At 60.8% G+C, this 18,482-nt stretch carries 17 protein-coding genes; 6 read left to right on the forward strand and 11 right to left on the reverse strand.

Annotated elements, in window-relative coordinates:
- Positions 1 to 111 precede the first annotated feature (111 nt).
- The 5 genes from X566_RS15265 to X566_RS15285 form a co-directional block, all read right to left on the reverse strand.
- Positions 112 to 423 carry a TIGR03809 family protein gene (locus X566_RS15265; protein ID WP_051444224.1) on the reverse strand — a complete coding sequence of 104 codons (312 nt, stop codon included), beginning with the start codon at positions 421 to 423 and terminating at the stop codon, positions 112 to 114.
- A 221-nt stretch (positions 424 to 644) separates the two neighbouring features.
- A complete protein-coding gene (locus tag X566_RS15270) occupies positions 645 to 2,885 on the reverse strand; it encodes a DUF4384 domain-containing protein (protein WP_051444296.1) in 2,241 nt (746 codons plus the stop codon).
- A 316-nt stretch (positions 2,886 to 3,201) separates the two neighbouring features.
- Entirely contained in the window at positions 3,202 to 4,875 is a 1,674-nt protein-coding gene (locus X566_RS15275; protein WP_244434800.1) for a S8 family serine peptidase, read from the reverse strand.
- A 39-nt stretch (positions 4,876 to 4,914) separates the two neighbouring features.
- Entirely contained in the window at positions 4,915 to 5,583 is a 669-nt protein-coding gene (locus X566_RS15280) for a zf-HC2 domain-containing protein (RefSeq protein WP_034469029.1), read from the reverse strand.
- Positions 5,580 to 6,149, reverse strand: coding sequence for a sigma-70 family RNA polymerase sigma factor (locus X566_RS15285; RefSeq protein ID WP_034469031.1), 570 nt, complete (start codon positions 6,147 to 6,149; stop codon positions 5,580 to 5,582). The genes X566_RS15280 and X566_RS15285 overlap by 4 nt, the downstream gene beginning before the upstream one ends.
- A gap of 407 nt (positions 6,150 to 6,556) precedes the next feature.
- On the opposite strand from X566_RS15285, the gene X566_RS15290 reads away from it, so the two are divergent.
- Together X566_RS15290 and X566_RS15295 are read left to right on the forward strand one after the other, a co-directional pair.
- Positions 6,557 to 7,702: a GGDEF domain-containing protein gene (locus X566_RS15290; protein ID WP_034469033.1), complete on the forward strand. Its 1,146-nt coding sequence runs from the start codon at positions 6,557 to 6,559 to the stop codon at positions 7,700 to 7,702.
- 25 nt (positions 7,703 to 7,727) lie between these two features.
- Complete coding sequence (locus X566_RS15295) at positions 7,728 to 8,843, forward strand: DUF2336 domain-containing protein (protein WP_034469036.1); 1,116 nt, start codon at positions 7,728 to 7,730, stop codon at positions 8,841 to 8,843.
- Here X566_RS15295 and X566_RS15300 read toward each other — a convergent pair.
- Positions 8,838 to 9,716 carry a LysR substrate-binding domain-containing protein gene (locus X566_RS15300; RefSeq protein ID WP_034469038.1) on the reverse strand — a complete coding sequence of 293 codons (879 nt, stop codon included), beginning with the start codon at positions 9,714 to 9,716 and terminating at the stop codon, positions 8,838 to 8,840. The genes X566_RS15295 and X566_RS15300 overlap by 6 nt on opposite strands.
- A 94-nt stretch (positions 9,717 to 9,810) precedes the next feature.
- On the opposite strand from X566_RS15300, the gene X566_RS15305 reads away from it, so the two are divergent.
- Positions 9,811 to 10,566: a sulfite exporter TauE/SafE family protein gene (locus X566_RS15305; RefSeq protein ID WP_034469040.1), complete on the forward strand. Its 756-nt coding sequence runs from the start codon at positions 9,811 to 9,813 to the stop codon at positions 10,564 to 10,566.
- Between the two features lie 18 nt (positions 10,567 to 10,584).
- A complete protein-coding gene (locus X566_RS24380; RefSeq protein ID WP_244434801.1) occupies positions 10,585 to 10,869 on the forward strand; it encodes a hypothetical protein in 285 nt (94 codons plus the stop codon).
- A gap of 61 nt (positions 10,870 to 10,930) precedes the next feature.
- On the opposite strand, the gene X566_RS15310 is transcribed toward X566_RS24380, so the two are convergent.
- Both X566_RS15310 and X566_RS15315 read right to left on the reverse strand, forming a co-directional pair.
- Positions 10,931 to 11,569, reverse strand: a complete 639-nt coding sequence (locus X566_RS15310; RefSeq protein WP_034469043.1) for an NrsF family protein — start codon at positions 11,567 to 11,569, stop codon at positions 10,931 to 10,933.
- Positions 11,570 to 11,571: 2 nt separating this feature from the next.
- Positions 11,572 to 12,114 (reverse strand): sigma-70 family RNA polymerase sigma factor, encoded by a 543-nt coding sequence (locus X566_RS15315; RefSeq protein WP_034469722.1) that lies wholly within the window; start codon positions 12,112 to 12,114, stop codon positions 11,572 to 11,574.
- Positions 12,115 to 12,364: 250 nt separating this feature from the next.
- Here X566_RS15315 and X566_RS24755 point away from each other — a divergent pair, with 250 nt between their 5' ends.
- Positions 12,365 to 13,045, forward strand: coding sequence for a hypothetical protein (locus tag X566_RS24755; RefSeq protein ID WP_152539928.1), 681 nt, complete (start codon positions 12,365 to 12,367; stop codon positions 13,043 to 13,045).
- Positions 13,046 to 13,139: 94 nt separating this feature from the next.
- Positions 13,140 to 13,919 carry an enoyl-CoA hydratase gene (locus tag X566_RS15325; RefSeq protein WP_034469726.1) on the forward strand — a complete coding sequence of 260 codons (780 nt, stop codon included), beginning with the start codon at positions 13,140 to 13,142 and terminating at the stop codon, positions 13,917 to 13,919.
- Between the two features lie 81 nt (positions 13,920 to 14,000).
- On the opposite strand, the gene X566_RS15330 is transcribed toward X566_RS15325, so the two are convergent.
- Genes X566_RS15330 through X566_RS15340 form a run of 3 tightly spaced genes read right to left on the reverse strand, consistent with a single transcriptional unit; the run spans position 14,001 to position 18,454 of the window.
- Positions 14,001 to 15,857, reverse strand: a complete 1,857-nt coding sequence (locus X566_RS15330; RefSeq protein WP_034469049.1) for an acetyl-CoA hydrolase/transferase C-terminal domain-containing protein — start codon at positions 15,855 to 15,857, stop codon at positions 14,001 to 14,003.
- Between the two features lie 10 nt (positions 15,858 to 15,867).
- Positions 15,868 to 16,881, reverse strand: coding sequence for a cyclase family protein (locus tag X566_RS15335; RefSeq protein WP_034469052.1), 1,014 nt, complete (start codon positions 16,879 to 16,881; stop codon positions 15,868 to 15,870).
- 16 nt (positions 16,882 to 16,897) lie between these two features.
- A complete protein-coding gene (locus X566_RS15340; protein WP_034469055.1) occupies positions 16,898 to 18,454 on the reverse strand; it encodes an acyl-CoA carboxylase subunit beta in 1,557 nt (518 codons plus the stop codon).
- Positions 18,455 to 18,482: the final 28 nt, after the last annotated feature.

Raw genomic sequence — 18,482 nt, forward strand, 5'->3', positions numbered from 1 at the left:
TTGTTCTATAGGATTATTTACCTTGAGTCAAGTCAAAGCCTCATCTCTCGGACGCACGCCGTTTCACTACGAGATCGCTATTCTAACGATGAGCTCTGTTAAGGCCCGCTGTCACGCAGCCGAAGCCTTGACGCTTGACGCAGCCACATTCGGTGCAGCAACGAAAGATGGCGTTGGAAGATGCGTCCGCGACGGCGCCAGCTCGACCACATCGGCTGAAGCGATCTCCGGCACCAGCCGATGCCAGGATTCGACGGCCTCGCGGGTCTCACGCATCATCGCTAGGAAATCGCGCTCGCTGAAATAGCGCTGCCAGCGGCCTGTTTCATAAAGGTCTGTCACATGGGCGAGTCGCTTGTCCGCAAGCGCTCGCCAACGTTCCAGCGTACGCTGGAATCGCTGAGCATCAAAAGAGGCTGTCATTTAGGCGCCGGAGGCAATGCCGTTTGGAGGAAAACGAACCGAGATACGCCACGCGCACGCGATCACGCTTACATCACCTACGAATCAGTATGTATCTGATTTTCATGACGAGGAGAACATGCAAGTCCGTTCGTTTACCTACCCACGATCCTTTGCCCGCAACCACAACTCCGACCTTCGGTTAGACGTGATGCCGGGCGTGTCTTGAGAGCAGCCAGCTTCTATCGCACTGTCACCTGGATCGCTGCGCGGATCGATGCCCGCACGTTGATACTCGGCGGATTGCCGGCACCTGCAACCGCAGCCTCGCTGGCTGCCGAAGGGATGACTTCGATTGCGCGCCCGAGCGCACGCGTATAGTTCGGGACGGACGTAAACGCTGCCCGCGTGAAATCGTGCGCGATGCCATCCGCACCATCTGACCGGATGGAGCAAACCGCGACAACGTTCTCAAGCCCCTTGTCTTTCATGCGGTATTGAAACGGCGCGTTCGGGCCCGGAAACCTGACCGGCACACCGGCGCGAATGAAATTGTCTTGCTGAAACCGGTTCGGGAGCAGGACAGTCCCCTCACCCTTCTCATCGACATTGGTCAACGTCAGGTAGCAATCGCGCGTGGAGGTGATGGTGAAGACCGGGCCGTCGCCTGGACGGTAATAGTCGGCATCCGACGTCAAGCTGAGTTCGTCGGTCCGCACAGCCTGCGGTAGCGGCTCGGAGCGCGTGCCTGCGGTCTGAACGACCTTCTGGTCGGTCAGTGCAGCAGCAAGAACCTTATAGGCCTGCTCGAACTGATCGCGAGGCACAGCCCCCTGCTCCATCCTGCGCACGAGCGCATAGAACTTCGGATCGACGGCCGATGACTTCAAAACTTCACGGCCAACGCCAAGTTCGGACGCCGCCAGCGCCAGGTCGACATCGTCCTCATAGCGCTTAGCCAACGCATTGATTGGCTCAACGCCATTGAGCTTTAGAGACGATTCAAGGCCGGCACGCGCCATCGCAGAGACGAAACGCTTTCCGTCCGCTTCGAGCTGCGCATCCATTCGTGCATGCTGCGGATGCAGCGCCTCCACCTTATCGCGGATATCCCGCGGCAACATCCGCGCGCCGACAACGACATCGCGAACCTCATCGCGCGCCTTACGGATTCCCTGATCGTGACAGCCCATGCATGAAATGCCGTTCGTGACAGTCGAATCCTTGCGCGACGGATCGCGTACGATTGTCGTCGGTGCTTTGTCGAGACGGCTACCGGTGGACATGCTTAGGAAATAACCCTGAAAGCCGTTCGGCAGACTATAGATGGTCTCACCGCCGTCATGCTGAAATCCATTCAGACCAGGGCCGAGCGGAAACGCGAAGATATCCTGATTGTTGCGGCCTCCTGCGAAGTCATACGAGGTCCACAGATAGCCGTGGCGGGAGGTGTGCCGCTCGATCATGCGATTGTTCTGGCTGACGCCCGAGCGTTGGAAGCCGGCTCGCTGCGCGACGAAGTTGCGGATGTTGGCCTCGATGTTTACGCTCTCATCCCGCGCCAGTTCGAACAGACTGTTCGGCAGGCGCATGAGATCGTTGTAGAGCGGCGGTTGCGACGCTGCGTGGGCAAACCAGTCGGCACGAACGGCAGCGACCTGCGTCTGCGTGATCCTGACGATGGATTCGCTCGCGCGTCCCGGCGGCTGCATGGCGTAGGGATAGATGGCCAGCAGCGTCTCCCAGTCCTGAGCCGCCCAGCCGATGTCGGCGAGATTGAGCCGCAAGACCGCACCATCCGGGTCCATCGTTTCCACTTTCACCACGTTCGGCGAACGGCTCAGCGAATTGATCAACTTGATCGCACCCTGCCAGTACACCTTCATCGCGGTAGCGTCGACGCATCGATTGACGAGGTGGGTCAGCGTCAAATAGCGCGTCGTGATCTTGCGTCCCATCGGCTGACGTTCGAGATCGGCGGCGATCACGCCCGCCAGCGCAGCCGGGGTAATCGGCGTACGGTTCGCACAGACCGATGCCGCGTTCGCGCCGAGCGAAGCGATCCATCGCTCCAGGGCCTGCAGGTCATCGGCGGTGACATGCGGGTATCGCGTCTCTCCCTCATAGACGACGTCGTAGGGCATTTCGCGATCGGCAATTTGGCGAAACAGCTTCGAACCGAGAGCATTCCCAGCGAGGATGTAGTGCGGCGAAGCGGCAATCTCCTCGAGCTTGAGGATGTTGCCGAAATTCTTGGCGGGCTTTTCGCGATCGATCAGCCGTCCCTCCTGGTGACAGCGCGCGCAGTGCTTATCGAGCACGTCAAAAGCCGCTTTCGCCACCGGATCGGACGGCGGCGTTTGTGCCCGGGCACCATCGACGGGGCACACAATGATCGCTGCAAGAGCGGCGACGCCTGCCGCCACGCCTCGCAACGCCGAACAATATTTGGATGCCCCTTCCACGACGAACTCAAACGGCACTTCCGACACTCCACCCTGCCATGGGTCTCAGCACGAACCTTCCAGGTTCAAGGGCGTGCCGTACAGCAGTGATCGAACAATGCCGCTCCTGAAGGGCTCGCTCGAAGTGCCCGTTGAAACGAAAAGGCCCGTCCGGGGGGACAACCGGACGGGCCAGCCGTATTGGCGCTTGGGGTGGATGGGCGCTCGCGCCGAACACAGCCTTTCTGGGAGGGATTGGGCTCCCTCGCCTCCATTGGTCCGGACAGCAAAGCAAAGGTTCAAGCTACCGCCAAAATTTCTTGCGAAAAGTTTTTGGAGAGTAAAATGAGTAACTTCAAGATTTTAGCGGGAAACGCCGACAGCCCGCACGCTGGGGCCGGCCGTCACCGGACGCGCCGCCTGAACCGCGGCCCATGCGTCCGCAAGCCCCTGCCCCGAACTGGTCGTCCGCCCCCTTGCGGCCGAGATCAGTCGCGGTCTCGGCCAGGATTTTCCTGATCATATCGGGTGATATGCCCGGGTTCCGCTCCAGAATGAGTGCTGCGAGGCCGCTGACATAGGCAGCGGCGAACGACGTGCCGGAAACGACCTGGTATTTCTCCTCCGGAGCCGGCAATAGCAGATCGACGCCAGGAGCCACGAGTGCAATGTGATGGCCCTGGCTTGCGGCCTTGAAGAGTTGGTCCTTCGCGTCGGTGGCGCTGACGGCGATGACATTGCGATCGGCGGCCGGATAGAGCGGCGGCGATTTCGGGCCTGCATTGCCAGCAGCGGCGATCAGCACGATGCCGCGCGCGGCCGCGGCCGTAAGGGCTCGCGCGAGCAAGGGATCCCTGGGGCCAGCAAAACTCATGTTGACGATTTGCGCGCCTTGCTCGACGGCATAGTTGAAACTCTTCAGCACCACAAACGACGTGCTTTCCGCACCGCTGGATGTAGTCCCGAACGAGCGGATCGCCAGCAGGCGTGCTGCAGGCGCACTCCCTGTCAACCTGGCGTGCGCTACGATAGCGCCGGCGATGCCGGTACCGTGCGTATGCGCTCCCTCGGTGCTGCGAAGCGCATCGAACGTACCGGCAATGGTACCGGCAAGCTCCGGATGCGTGAGATCAACGCCGGAATCGATCACTGCAATCTTGATATCACTGCCGCGAGCCAAGGCATGGGCCTGCTGCAAATGCAGCTTGCCGGCCGCATATTGCGCTTCGCTCCCGCCCTCCTCTTTGCCAGCGTTCTGCTGCTGCAACGTGAAACGATAGTTCGGCTGGGCGGATTTCACATTGCCGCTTGCGATCAACTGACGGGATACGGTGTCGATCGATCGTCCATCGGGGATCCGCCAGCGAAACATGGTGGCGCCGAGCAGCGGGAAAGCTTGCGATTCCACGCGAGTGAGCCGGTGGCGCTGCGCCAGCGCAATCGACTGTGGCTCCGTCACCGCGCCTTCGATCTCGATGATGATCTCGTCCGGCACCGCGGTATCTGCTGCGAGCGCTACACGCGACGGTTGTCCTTTTGCGGAGCGTACTGGCGTCTGCGGGCGACCTGGATGACGCGACTTTGCCGCAAGCCGGCGAACCGACCTGCAAGGGCGCCCGGCGAAACCTTCAAAGTTGCGATACGAACTGCATGCGGCATTCGGCGCGCCACCAACATCTACCGGCTCGGCCGAACGCTCCGGCAAACGGCGCGGCACCTGAACTGTAGGCCAGCGATCGACCGTCGGCAGCGCATTCGAGGAAACTCCCGCGCCCACACCGAAGCCGGGGCCGATTCCGGGTCGGCTGCCCGGCTGCACACCCGATGAAATCGCGATCGGGCGATTGATTCCGGGCTGCGGTGCAGGCGGCGTCAGACGCGGAGCACCGACCAGCGCGTTGATGCTTTGTGCGCCCGCGCGATCAACTTCACCACCTGTTGAAAAAATGGCGATCAGGACGAGGAGAATCGGAGCCTTACGCAAGTGCCGCCACCTAGTTCCCACGCTCGCAGGCGACGCGATTGACAAGACCCGGCTCGACAATGCCTCGGGCCGCCGACATGATTGCTATTGCGCCGGGGCGACGAAGCTGACGATTTTGTCTGCTTCGATTTTCTTCATGAGACCTGCAACTTCGTCCTTCGTCATCGGTTTCTCACCAAATTGGACACGGAACATACCAGCCTTCAAACCGGAAACGATCGAAGCGTTGTAAGTGTCGAGGAATTGCGTGATGTCTGACAAACGTGCATCCGGCGAGAAACGGACTAGTGCGCGTGCGCCGCCCTCGGCCTGTCCCTCATAGGCAGCCGATAGAAACGTCGATGGCTGCCGCATCAAGACGGCACTGATGACACCGGCCTGCAGCAGCACCGCCAAGGTCGCGATCGCTGCGGAGTAAGCGACGGCTCGCGGCGAAAGCCTCGCAAAGAACTCCAGAATCCGGGCACCAAATGTCGACGCAGACGACGGCTCGCGGACAGGCTCGGCATCGATCCCCGCGAACAGGCGCTGCATCGCCCGGGATGACGGCGCCCCGAGACTCTCGTTGAAGTGAATCGTCTCGGCGAACTCGTCCTGAATCACTGCATACTGCTTAGCCAGCGCCGGATTGTTAGCCAGCGCTTCGTCGACCCGCCGCGCATCGCGTGCACTCAACGTGCCTGCCGCGTGCCAAGGCAGCAGAGCCTCGACCTCCTCGGGATGCATATCGGGCAGCTTGCTCAACGCATTCATGGCCAACCTCGCTCCACGCCGGCTGCCTTCAGCAGTTCGGCGAGCTTCTTGCGCGCGTAAAACATCCGCGTCTTAACGGTGTTCTCCGGAATCCCGACGATCTCGGCTACCTCTTCCACGGACTTCTCGTGGTAGTAGACGAGATCGATGATTTCCCGGTGGTCTGGCGAAAGTGCGGTGAGGCACCGGCGCAAGACGTTTCCAACATCCTTCTTCTGGGTCGCGATCTCCGGATCGTCAGAGCCGTCTTCGATCGCGGCCGCAGCATCGTCGTCAAGTTCCACGTCCTTTCTCTTGCGGAGAATGGACAAGGCCTTGAACCGTGTGATTGCCAGCAGCCACGTTGAAACGGCAGAACGCCCTTCGAAGCGTCCAGCTTGCCGCCAGACGTCGAGGAAAACCTCACTGATGAGATCCTCCGCAACCTGTTCGTCCCGCAAGAGTCGCAGCCCAAATCGATAAACCCGCACATGGTGCCGCCCGTACAACACGCGCATCGCGAGCTTGTCACCCTGGGCGATCCTGGCGATCAGGATTTCGTCCGATGCCGCAAGATTTGCACTCAACGTACGGCTCGCAGAGTTGGTCGTGGGGGTGTTCTGGGAGGTTCGATCACAACGTAAAAATCTTCTTAGTTTATCCGCAGAGCGCCAACCATCTGTGATTCTGCGCACACAAAGTGCCTCCGAACGCGCACGAGGGGCAAGAGTTGGGGGCTGCCTCACACAGCATGAGGCCTTTTCGCGCTCAAACAGCTCATTCCTTCGAACCGCCTGCGATCGGCCGGGTATCGATCCAACCCAGGAGGTCCTTTCCGAGAATCGGATTAATCCTGTAGGGCATTGAAATCGCTGGCATTTTATTTGAAAGGAAGAGGCCACCAGTTTCCGACCGGCGCAATCTGCACGACCGGCGATACCAAACCTAAAGGCTTTGTACCTACAGTTCCGGCAACGGAGCTTCTGAACTTCCGATGCAACGCGTTGCCGCAGCAACTTCCGTCCCGCTCGCTCATGCCGATGGACCAGACGTCGAGCTGACGCCGCCGATCCGCGCGCGTCGCAAGCGCAATCGGCGCGACATGTTGCTCGTCATGATGCTGAACTGCATCATCGATATCGGACTGTTCTATCTGTTTGCACTCGCGGGAACCACGGCGATGACCACGCCGCTGTATTTCGGCATCAGCGGGATGGGGCTGCTGCTGTCGCTGCTCGCCCTGTCGGAAACAGGTTTCAACGATCGCTTTGCAGACCACTATTTGACCGTCCCGCAAGGTATCGGCGCGACGATCATCGCACTCGGCGGAATCTATCTCGCACCAGAGGTCGGATTCGCCTTCTGCTGCATTGTCTTCGTAATCTTCTCCTTTGCGACCCTGCGTACGAACGAGAAGCAGGCCGGCGTCCTCTGGACGCTGTTTGCCGCAGGACTCGCAGGCATCCTGCTGTTCACGAACAAACCGATCGGATTACCAAGCAGTTCTTGGGAGGAGCGCGTCGTCACCCTGCTCTTCCTGGTTACGACGCTCGGCTACTGTGTATTTGTCAGCCTGTTCTCGGTCTCGATCCGCGAAACGCTCTACAAGCGGAGCCGACAACTCGCGGAGGCAAACCAGCGCATCGAGACGATGGCACAGTTCGATGAATTGACGGGCGCGCTCAATCGCAGATTCCTGATGCAGAAGCTCGACGAGGATCTCGTTCGCGTTCAACGCGCTGAGCTGCCCTATGCGATCGCCTTGATCGATCTCGACTGGTTCAAGAAGATCAACGATACCTTCGGCCATCCTGCCGGCGACGAAGCCTTGCGAACATTCGCCATCACCATCTTCGCCAACATCCGGGACATCGATAAACTTGGACGTTATGGAGGAGAGGAGTTCTTATTGGTGCTGCCGAATACCAGCGAGGAAGCGGCGGTCAATACGCTCAACCGATTGCGTGAGATCATCGCCGAAGCGGACTGGGCCGCGATCTCTCCCAGCATGTCGGTGACGATGTCCGCAGGCATCACCGCAATGCGCCTCGACGACACGACTGACACCCTCCTCGCCCGCGCCGACGCCGCTCTCTATCGTGCAAAGGAAAGTGGCCGAAATCGCGTTCTCGCGAACTGACCACCCATTGGAATCATTTGCCGAAATGCCCCGTCACACGACCGCTCTCGCAACCGACCTGCTTGACGAACTGGAAGACACGCTCGTCAACGGAACCGTCGCGCGCCGTGTCGAGATCCTTCGCAACATTACCGACCTGTTCCTAGCCGGCAACATCGATTATTCCGATGCCCAGCTCGGTCTGTTCGACGACGTGTTTGCCTGCCTCGTGCAGAATATCGAGATTTCAGCCAAAGCCCTGTTGGCACGCCGGCTGTCGCAGCATCCAGCCGCACCGCCACGCATCATTCATGCCTTGGCATTTGACAATACCATCGACGTTGCAGGCCCCGTGCTAACGAGCTCGTCCCGTCTCGAAGACGCGGCGTTGATCGAAAACGCCCGCACCAAGAGCCAGGCTCATCTGCTGGCGATCTCCAAGCGCGAGCGCCTCAGCGAAGCCGTAACGGACACACTGGTTGAGCGAGGCAATATCGACGTCGTGACATCTGCGGCAGCGAATCCGGGTGCGGAATTCTCCGAACACGGCTACACGCGCTTGGTGGCACGATCGGAGCATAGCGAGGAGCTTGCGGTCAGCGTCGGCTCTCGCGCCAACATTCCACGCCATCACCTGCTGAGGCTGATCGTCCGGGCCTCGGAAGCGGTCCGCAAGAAACTTCAGGCGACCCATCCGGATACGCAGTTCGAAGTCGCCGGTGCGGTCCGGCAGATCGCGCAACGTGCTCAGCATACGTCGGCCGCCGACGATCCCGACGTGATCGCGGCTCTCGCCCTCGTGAATGGGTTGCGCCAGACGGGGCAGCTCAACGAGACCAGGATCGCCCGCTTTGCACACGAACGGAGATTTAACGAAGTAAACGCGGCGATCTCGCACCTTGCCAAAGTTCCCTTCGCCACCGTCGAAACGATGATGATCGAGACGCGCTCGGAAGGCGTTATGGTTCTGTCCAAAGTGCTCAACTTCTCCTGGGCTACGGTGCAGACGATCCTCGATATGCGAGCCGACCTACAGGGCTCGTCAGTGGGCGATCACGCATTCTCGAAGATCAGCTACGAACGGCTGAAGATTGCCACCGCTCAGCAGATCTTGCGCTTCCACAAGATGCAGCAGAGCCGATCCGCAAGTCCTGCTCTATAGTGTCTTGCTGCCAGCGGTTTCGATCAGCCACGCGCGAAACGCGGTGAAGCCTGGCTCCCCGCGTCGTGCATCGCGATAGATCAGGTACCAGTGTTTGCCTTTGCTGACGCTGACCTGGAACGGCGCGACCAAACGGCCTGCACGCAAATCATCGTCGATATAAGGGCTGATCCCCATCGCCACGCCAACGCCATCGAGAGCGGCCTGTAACGCGTATCCGTAGAACTCGAATTCGGGCCCCTTCACCGGCATTTTCGACAGCCCAGCCGCCTTGATCCAGCGCGGCCAGTCCTCGCGGGCATGACGCACTCTCAACAAGGTCGCCGCCCTCAGATCCTCTGGACGCTTCAGCTTACGCGCAATCGCCGGCGCACAAACCGGCGTCAGGTCGGCCGCGAACAGACGTTCGGATGCGAAACCCGGCCACTCACCGTCGCCAAGCGTGATACCGCAGGTCCAGTCGTCGCTAAAAGGGGCAGCAGCTCCGCCCGTCGCAAATCTCACCTCGATGTCCGGCGCCGCACGCTGGAACTCCGCGAGCCGAGGAATAAGCCAACGGATCGCGAAGGTCGGCCCGACGCCGACCGTCAGCACGCGGGCCCCGGCCATCGCCGAGACCTGGGCCGTCAGATTGGCAAGCGCATCGAACAGCGGGGTAAGGCCGGCTTGGTACGCCCGCCCCGCAGGCGTCGGAACGAGGCGGTTCGCACGCCGTTCGAACAGGCTGACGCCGATCCGCGCCTCCAGCAGCTGCACCAACCGGCTGATCGCAGCCGGTGTGACATGCAGCTCGTCGGCAGCCTTGGCGAAACTGCCCATGCGCGCGGCAGCTTCGAAGGCCTTCGCGCCATTGAGAAATGGCAGCTTTCGCATCCGACCATACCATCAGGAAATCTAATGCTGAGACCTTGATAACTCAGTTTGCGCCCTGTCGCAAACAGGATCAACACCACTGTCAGAGGTATCCATGAGTCCACTGCTGGTCGCCCTGCTCTGTCTGACCATGATCGCGACATCCTTCCTGTCCGGAATTTTCGGCATGGCAGGTGGAATGATCCTGATCGGCGTCTTACTGGCGATGCTGCCGTTGCCCCAGGCGATGGTTCTGCATGCAGTGACGCAGATGGCCTCCAATGGCTGGCGCGGCCTGCTTTGGTTTCGCTACATCCGCTGGCACCCGATCGCGGCTTATATGTCCGGCTGTTTCGTCGCTCTCGCGATCTGGTCGATGACGCAATACGTGCCGGACGCACCGACAGCATTGCTTATGCTAGGCGTGACCCCCTTCCTGGCCAGGCTGCTACCGAGCGGTTTCAAGGCCAATCCGGAAAGCGCCATTCAGGGAACCATCTACGGAGCAATCTGCATGAGCCTGCTTCTCCTGACCGGAGTCGCAGGGCCGCTGCTCGATACGTTCTTTCTCGGCGGCAAGCTCGACCGCCGCGAGATCGTTGCGACCAAAGCGGGATGCCAACTGTTCGGCCATACGGTGAAGCTCGCCTATTTCGGCAATATCGTCGATCAAGGAGGCTCACTGGACCCGGTGATTGCGGGCTTAGCGATCGCGGCTGCGATGCTGGGCACAACACTGTCCGGACGTGCGTTGGGAGCGATGAGCGACGGCCAATATCGCCTCTGGGCCAATCGCATCGTGACCACCATCGCGCTCTATTATGTCGGGCACGGGAGCTTTCTGTTGGTCGCACCGCGGCTCGGTGCTTGAGATGCAAGGAGGCTATCGATGAAAACTTACGATCCTCTCGTTCTCGATCTGGTGCAATGGGTTGCGCGAGAACCCCGAACCTATGCCGAGGTCCTCGATGCCTGGAAAACCTCCTGCCCGCGTTTAACGGTCTGGGAGGATGCCGTGGATGAGGGCCTAGTCACTCGCAAGAACATCGGCGCACGCGGCACGATCGTCGTTTTGACAGGATTAGGGCGTGCCGTACTGGATGCGATCGAGGTCTATCANCCCGCGCGGGCACGAGCCGTATCAGAATGCGCGGTCCCTGTCTGCGCCGAATGAAACCTCTGCCAGCGAAGTGGTGCCGATCGGCCTGAAGACAACGCATCGAATGACGCGCGCGCTAGAACTTGAGGAAGCGTTTCCCCAGGAGCGCCCCTAACAACGCCACCAGCGCCAGCGCGATCGTATACCAGGTCGCAACGAACAGCGGCGAATCGTCAGCGCAGTGCGACGCGTAGAGCGTTGCAGCGACGCCGCCGGCGAGCAGGCCCGCAACTGCGCCGGTTGCAGCCGGGCGCATTGTCGCTCCATGGCGCAGGCCAGCGATAGCCGCGATCAACAGCGGCAATGAAAGCACGGGGATGGCTACGAGGCAAACACGCGCATTGGCCCCGATCAGCCGCGCACTCCAACTCGACGTTTGCGGTACGACGAGATCCGCAACAATACCTGCCACCAGCAGGCCGATTGGCAATAAAAACAGCCATCGCAGCGTTCGGACAGATGCAGCCGGCGTCACGAGACGGAGGGCCACCATCAGCGATGCTGCGGCCAGAGTCATCGTCACCGCAAATTTGAGCAGAAAGAACGGCGCCCCCATCGCCGTGTGGATGTCGGGACGCATGTGCAACGTCAGCGAAAATATCGCAACCGAACAGACAAGGGCTGCCCCCAGAACGCCCGCGAGCAAGAGGCCGACGCGTCGGACCGTCCAGCCATGGTCGGCAGCAAGACTACGGATCAGTTGCTCGGTATCCATTCTCAGTCCTTCCGCAGCCATGCGGCGAGCTTTGCAAGCCCGCGATGCAGCGCAACCCGAACGGCTCCCTCGCTGATGCGGAGCTTCTCGGCAGTTTCCCGGATCGAACCACTCTCGACCGCGATCGATTGCAGAACGTCCCGCTGACGTTGCGGCAGCCGCTGCAGATGCCCGTCGATCTCATTGGCCGAGAGCTGCTCCCGCGGCTGTTCGGCGGGCAGCGTGTCGGCGAGATCGTCGACATCGATGAACACCCGCCGGCCGCGCTTGCGCAACGCGTCGATCAGCTTGTTGCGCGCGATTGCGAACAGCCATGGTCCGAACGGCGCGTTCGCATCCCAGGTGTGACGCTTCAAGTGCACCGCCAGCAGAATCTCCTGCACGATATCCTCACATTGATCAGTGGGCTGGCCAGCCTGCGCAAGCCCACGACGCGCCGCAGCGCGCAGTACGGGTGCTATCGCCGCAAGCAAACGGGCATACGCCGCGCGGTCGCCGGCATTGGCCGCACGCATCAGTTCCGTCCACTCTCGTCGTCCGTGCACGCTGACCTGTTCCTGCCTCAATTACGGGGCCACGGCCCGTTTGTTACACTGAAATGAGGGCCCTGGAGCCGAAGGCGCCCCTCGAATAGGCTCCAGGCAAAGTGGGAATCCCACCATTATCGACGCAAATTCAAGCGAATTTGCCCCGTTTTTGCCTTGAGACAACCGGAATCTTTCCCGTTTTTGCCTGCTTACCGTCATCAGCACGGGTGCAGATTTTCCCTGGGACAGACCCTTTGGGGAGATCAGCATGGGCAACGTAAGCAGAATGCGAGCATTGGTCTTTGCGTCGGCGCTGACGGTGGGCGCAGCAGTATCCACAACACCCTTGCTCGCCTGCGATTCAGCCAATTGTGCTTCACGGCTGGTGGTCGCACAGGCGCAGCCCGCAGCGCAAAGTCAGCAGGCGCAACCCGAGGCAGTCGGCAAACCAATCTCCCTCAAGCGGTATGCCAAATCCAAGAGCCGTTCTGCACGAAAATCGCGAAGACATACTGCATCGCAACGGCTCGTTCGTAAGACGACCAAAGATGCAGAAGCAAGTCAAAGCCGCAAATCCACTCCTACTCCTGCGGTTGCCCCGGCCGTCGCCGACGCCAACGCCGAACTTCTCGACGGCGGAGACCGGAACAACGCAGCGTCCAGCGATCTTCTCAAGATCGACACGCCAGCAGCGCCTACCGAGGCGGCGCCTGCAGAGAACGCTCCCCCCTCGCAGGTGATGGCTGCCGACGAGTTCAACGATCTCGACCGCGCCGCCTGGGATGCTGCCGTTCAGACTAAATCCACCACGCCTGCGTTGCTGGAAAGCCGCGCGGAGATGCGTGACGACGATTCGAAATGGGCACAGACATCCACCATCGGCAAAATCTTCGTCGTCTTCGGCGCCCTGCTGACAATCGGCTCCGCAATTCGGATGTTCCTGGCCTGACCAACTGCCGCCTTGCAGCCTTCGTCCAATAGAGGCACAGTCGCGCCCGAAACGGGCGGTATGCCGCCGATTTTCAATGGATGAAGAGGCGACCATGAGCACTTACGAACATATTCTCGTCGAACGCCGCGGCGCGGTCGGCATTCTCCAGCTCAACCGCCCCAAGATGCTGAATGCGCTGTCGTTCGACGTCTTCAAGGAGATCGGCCGCGCGATCGACGATTTCGAATCGGATCAGGAGATCGGCGCGATCATCGTCACCGGTAGCGAGCGGGCGTTTGCCGCCGGCGCCGACATCAAGGAGATGCAGCCGAAAGGCTTCATCGACATGTTCAACGCCGACTTCATCGCCATTGGTGGCGGCCGGGTTGCAGAATGCCGCAAGCCGACCATCGCCGCTGTCAGCGGCTTCGCCCTCGGCGGTGGCTGCGAGCTTGCGATGATGTGCGACATCATCATTGCCAGCGACACCGCAAAGTTCGGGCAGCCGGAAATCACCCTTGGCACCATCCCGGGCCTCGGCGGCACCCAGCGGCTGACGCGCGCAATCGGTAAATCCAAGGCGATGGACCTTTGCCTGACGGGGCGGATGATGGATGCAGCCGAGGCCGAGCGCTCGGGTCTGGTCAGCCGCATCGTTCCGGCCGACAAGCTAATGGACGAGGCGATTGCCATGGCTGAAAAGATCGCGTCGATGTCGCGACCTGCCGCAATGGCTGCAAAGGAAGCGGTGAACCGCTCCCTCGAAACTACACTTGCGGAGGGTCTGAACGCTGAACGCAACCTGTTCCACGGCACGTTTGCGCTCGAAGACCGCTCCGAAGGTATGGCGGCGTTCATCGCCAAACGCCCGCCTGCTTTCAAGGGTCGCTAAGAACTATTCCCGGCACTTCCCCGGCGAGTAGCGTCTGCAAACATCGGAGGCAGTCCCGCAAGTCCCAACTGCACTTTCCGCTTAGGCGCCGCGCGATAGCGTAGCGCTGACAAGCCGGCGATAAAACCGCTCCGTCATCGTCTTGGGGCGGTCAAGACCAAGCCGCGCGAGCGCGGCTTGGTCAGTGGCGGCCCCTGAAATTGCGGCGCTCAAGGCCAGCTTCAGCACAGACCAGGGCGAAGCCGAAGCCTCTTTCAGGATCTGTAGCGCAGGAATGAGGCGCTGCTCGACCTCCGTGAAATCCGATCCGAACGGAAATTGCGGCAGCCGGCCGTTTGTCCGGAACGGCTTCAACGCCTCGACGATGCGCTCGGGATAGTTCTCGCGATGAACTGCGGAAAGCTCGAACGATTTCTTCAGCTTGCCTGCATCCTTCGCCTGCCGGATCAGTTCAGGCTGGAAGCGCGAGTCTGAGATCGCCAGCATCGCTGCGATCACGTCGCTATCGGAGCGTCCACGCACATCGGCAACGCCGTACTCGGTCACGAATACATCACGCAAATGGCGCGGGATCGTTTGATGCCCATAAGACCAGCGGATATTGGATTCGGCCTTCCCTCCACTCTGCCGGCTCGCTTCCAGCGCCAGCACCGAACGCGCCCCTTGGAGGGCGAACGCCTGCGCCACGAAGTTATATTGACCGCCGACACCGCTGACGATCCTGCCGTTCTCCAGGCCGTCCGAGATCGCCGCGCCGAGCAACGTCGCCATCATCGTGCTGTTCACGAACCGCGCATCCACCCTCGCCCTGCGCTTGGCATCCTCCTGGTCGAAGATCTCGTTGGTGAACGAGACGGCCTTCATCTGGATCTGCTGCAAGCGCTCGGGCGGCATCTCGCGCAAAGCACGATAGAAGCCCTTCGGCCCCAGGAAAAATGCAGCGTGCAACAGCGCCCCATCGACCTGCCGCTTGATGACGCCGGCCTTGATGAGTTCGAGAAAGGCCTCGACGAACATTTCGCTGACGCCGTACAGCCCATGCTCGAAGCGGCCGGTTTCGAGGGCGATAGCAGGTTGCGCGCCGCCGAGAAGACGCTCGATGATATCGCGAAAGGCGGATTCATCCCGGTTGCGAACGATTAGCGCCTGCGCCAGAGCATCGCCGATCTGACCGATACCGATCTGTAACGTGCCGCCATCGCGCACCAGGCCGGCGATATGCAGGCCGATGGCATATTTCGTATCCGAGATCGGCTCTGCGGGGGGCGCGAACAGCGGGAATTCGATATCTGGGCTCTCGAGGATCCCGTCGAACTCGCCCGCAGGCAGATCGCCGTCGCCAGGCATGAAGGGCAGTTCGGCATTCACCTGCCCGTAAATCTTGAACGCAGCCCCTCCAGCCCGCCGCACCTTCAGCAGATCGACGGTGATGTCGGTATTCCCGCTCAAGCTATAGCGGGGCGCGCCGTCGACGACACGCTTGGCGACCAGCTGAGCGACGACGTTGACGCCTCGTGCTAGGAAATAGTTGAAGGCATGCGTATAGTTTGCGGAGATGTAATTCTGCTGCGCCAGCGGCGAGCCGAGCCAACGTCCTGCAAGAAAGAAGAACTCGGTGACTTCAATGTTTGGAGGCAGTTCGCCGGCGTGCAACGCTTTGGCATAGCTGAGATCGGGATAGCCGCCAAATAGCCTGTCGATCACCGGAGAGATGAAGCGCTTCTCCAGATCGCTCGAAGGCCTTGGCTTCTCCAGCGTCAGCGCCGAATAGATCGACAGTTTGATCGAGCGATCCGCCGCCGCCCGCGCGAACAGCGCATTGGCGATGTGGTTTGCCTTGCCGAGGCCGAGCGGCAACCCCAGAACGATAGTGTTACCGACATCGCTCAGGATCTTGTCGACGACAGCCTCGGCATTCTGAAACGCAGGTGCAGGCACGATCGTCTCGCTAGACGGTCGCCACCGGCGTCACCGGCGACCCAACGGCTCCGGTCAGCCGCAATGGCGGCGCAGTCAGAAGAAAATGGCTCCGCCTGGCTTCGCGCAGATGCATCGCGAGTTCGGTGAAATACCAAAGCTCGCCCAGCGGGATGCCGCGTCGGAACAGACAATGCTGATGCAGCGGCAGCCGGTGCGTCACGCGTGCTTCGGGCGTCGCATCGATTCGCTCGACGGCGAAGTTATCCGCGCAAAGCGCTGACACCTTCTTCTCCGTCAGCCAATTATGCAACGCCTGATCGCTCCCCTTCAGCGCCGTGCAAGTGTGATGGATCGTTTCCGGATCAGGCGTCCGCTCCATCTTCAGGACTTCGTCGGCAAATGCTGTATGGATGCAGACCATGTCTCCCGGCTCGACCGACACGCCATCCGCCGTCATGACATTCTGGAATTCCTCGAACGTGACTGTCTTTTCGGCGCGGCCGAAATGCTTCTCCAGATCGATCAGCACGCCGCGGCTTTGGACCGCCTTGACGGCAAACTTGTCGATACCGAGCGTCATTGCATAGTTGTCGCTGCGCTGCTCGGGCGGGATCACATCGACGCCGGCCCGATAGCCATTATAGAAGCACGACACCTCCTCGCCGCTCCCGTCGAGATCGAAGGTGGATCCTACATGGGCAAAGCTATCCCACTGCGTCGAATACTGCGTGCACATCAACACCGTGTCATCGCAAACCACGTCGCAGAAGAAGTGCGTCTGGGTTTTCACACGGGAATTGAACACCGGATTGCCGTCGCGCTCCGTCGGCTTCAGCATCGGCGGGAAACGGATCGGCGCGAGCGCTCGTCCGCCCGGATAATCAAGCGGCAAGCTGAGACAGAATGATCGCCCCTCCTGCACCTCCTTGACGCCGCGTAGAACCGCGGCATTGTCGATATAGTTCAGGCTGCCAAGCTGATCGTCATCACCGAACTCGCCCCAGTTCGAACCTTCCGGCCGCTGCTTCCAACGCTTTGCCATGACTGCTTCCCTTACGTTATGGCCGGATTGCGAAATTGACCTTGCCCGGCGTACGCACCGGTTCGGCCAGACGTGCAAACTCGCACAGCAGCGAGCGGGTCTTCTTCGGATCGATGATGTCTTCCACCCAGAACTTCTCGGCGGTGCGAAATGGCGATCGCAACTTGTTGAGTCTGATCTCGATCTCTTCAAGCTTTGCTTTCGGATCAGCCGCAGCGTCGATCTCCGCGCGATAGGCCGCCTCGATGCCGCCTTCCAACGGCAGCGATCCCCAGGAGGCCGAAGGCCACGCATAACGCAGCGACAGGCGCCCGCCCGGCTGGTTCGCTGCGCCCGCAACACCATAAGCGTTCCGGATAATCACCGTGCACCATGGCACGGTCGTCTGGTTCATCGCCGCCATCGCCCGTACGCCATGCCGGATGGTCGCGGATTTTTCCGCCTCAAGGCCGATCAGGAAGCCCGGACAGTCGGCCAGATACACCACCGGCAGGTGGAATGTTTCGGCGAAATCGACAAAGCGAACGACCTTCTGACAGGTGTCCGCGGTCCAAGAGCCGGCGTAGTTATAGGGATCACTCGCAAACAGCATCACCGCGCGCCCATCGAACCGCGCCAGCCCCGCAATAATCGATCGACCGAAGTTCTGACCGATCTCGAAGAACGATCCTTTGTCGACCACCTGCTCGATGATCTGCCGCATCTTATAGACTTGCCGACGATTGCGCGGAACGATGTTCATCAACGCATCATCGCCGCGCTCCGGATCATCATCGCATGCAATCGTCGGCGGCAGCTCGTAGACCGATGAGGGCAGATACGACAGGAACCGCCGCGCGCAAGCAAAGGCCTCCTCCTCGGTTTCGACGGCGTGGTCGATCGCGCCTGAGCGTGTCTGGATTTCCCACCCGCCGAGTTCGGTCTTCTCCAATGGCTGGCCTAGCCGTGCCACCACAGGAGGGCCGGCGACGAACATCGCTGATTTCTTTGTCATCACCGAATAGTGGCTCGATGCGAGCCGCGCCGCGCCAAGACCGGCGACCGAGCCGAGGCCCAGGCCGACCACCGGCACCTGCGACAGGTTCTCGGTCATGTAGTAGAATCCGCGCGTGCCGCCGACACCACCAGGCAGATTCGCCGCCCCTTTGGTCTCGATCGTCTTGACCGATCCGCCGCCGCCGGAGCCCTCGATAACGCGGATGATCGGCAGCCGGAAGGCATTGGCGGTCTCTTCCGCCATCAGCGGCTTGGCCGCGATCGAAGCATCGGCCGAACCGCCGCGCACCGTGAAATCATCACCGACGACGACGACGGGCCGGCCGTCGACCTTCGCCCGGCCAAACACGCAGTTTGCCGGCGTTACCGATTTCAGATCGCCATTCGCCTCGTATTCGCCGAGACCCGAGATCGCCCCCGTTTCAAGGAAGCTGTCCTTGTCAACGAGCTTATCGATGCGCTCGCGAACTGTCAGTCTGCCCGAATCGTGCTGCCGCTTGACCTTGTCCGCCCCGCCCATCTCATACGCAAAAGCCTTGCGCCGGGCGAGTTCATCGAGTTCGGGCTTCCAGTTCATGTAGGGAACTCCGTTTCCATCCTGCGTT

Origin of the sequence: Afipia sp. P52-10 (assembly GCF_000516555.1) — a bacterium.
GTDB lineage: Bacteria > Pseudomonadota > Alphaproteobacteria > Rhizobiales > Xanthobacteraceae > P52-10.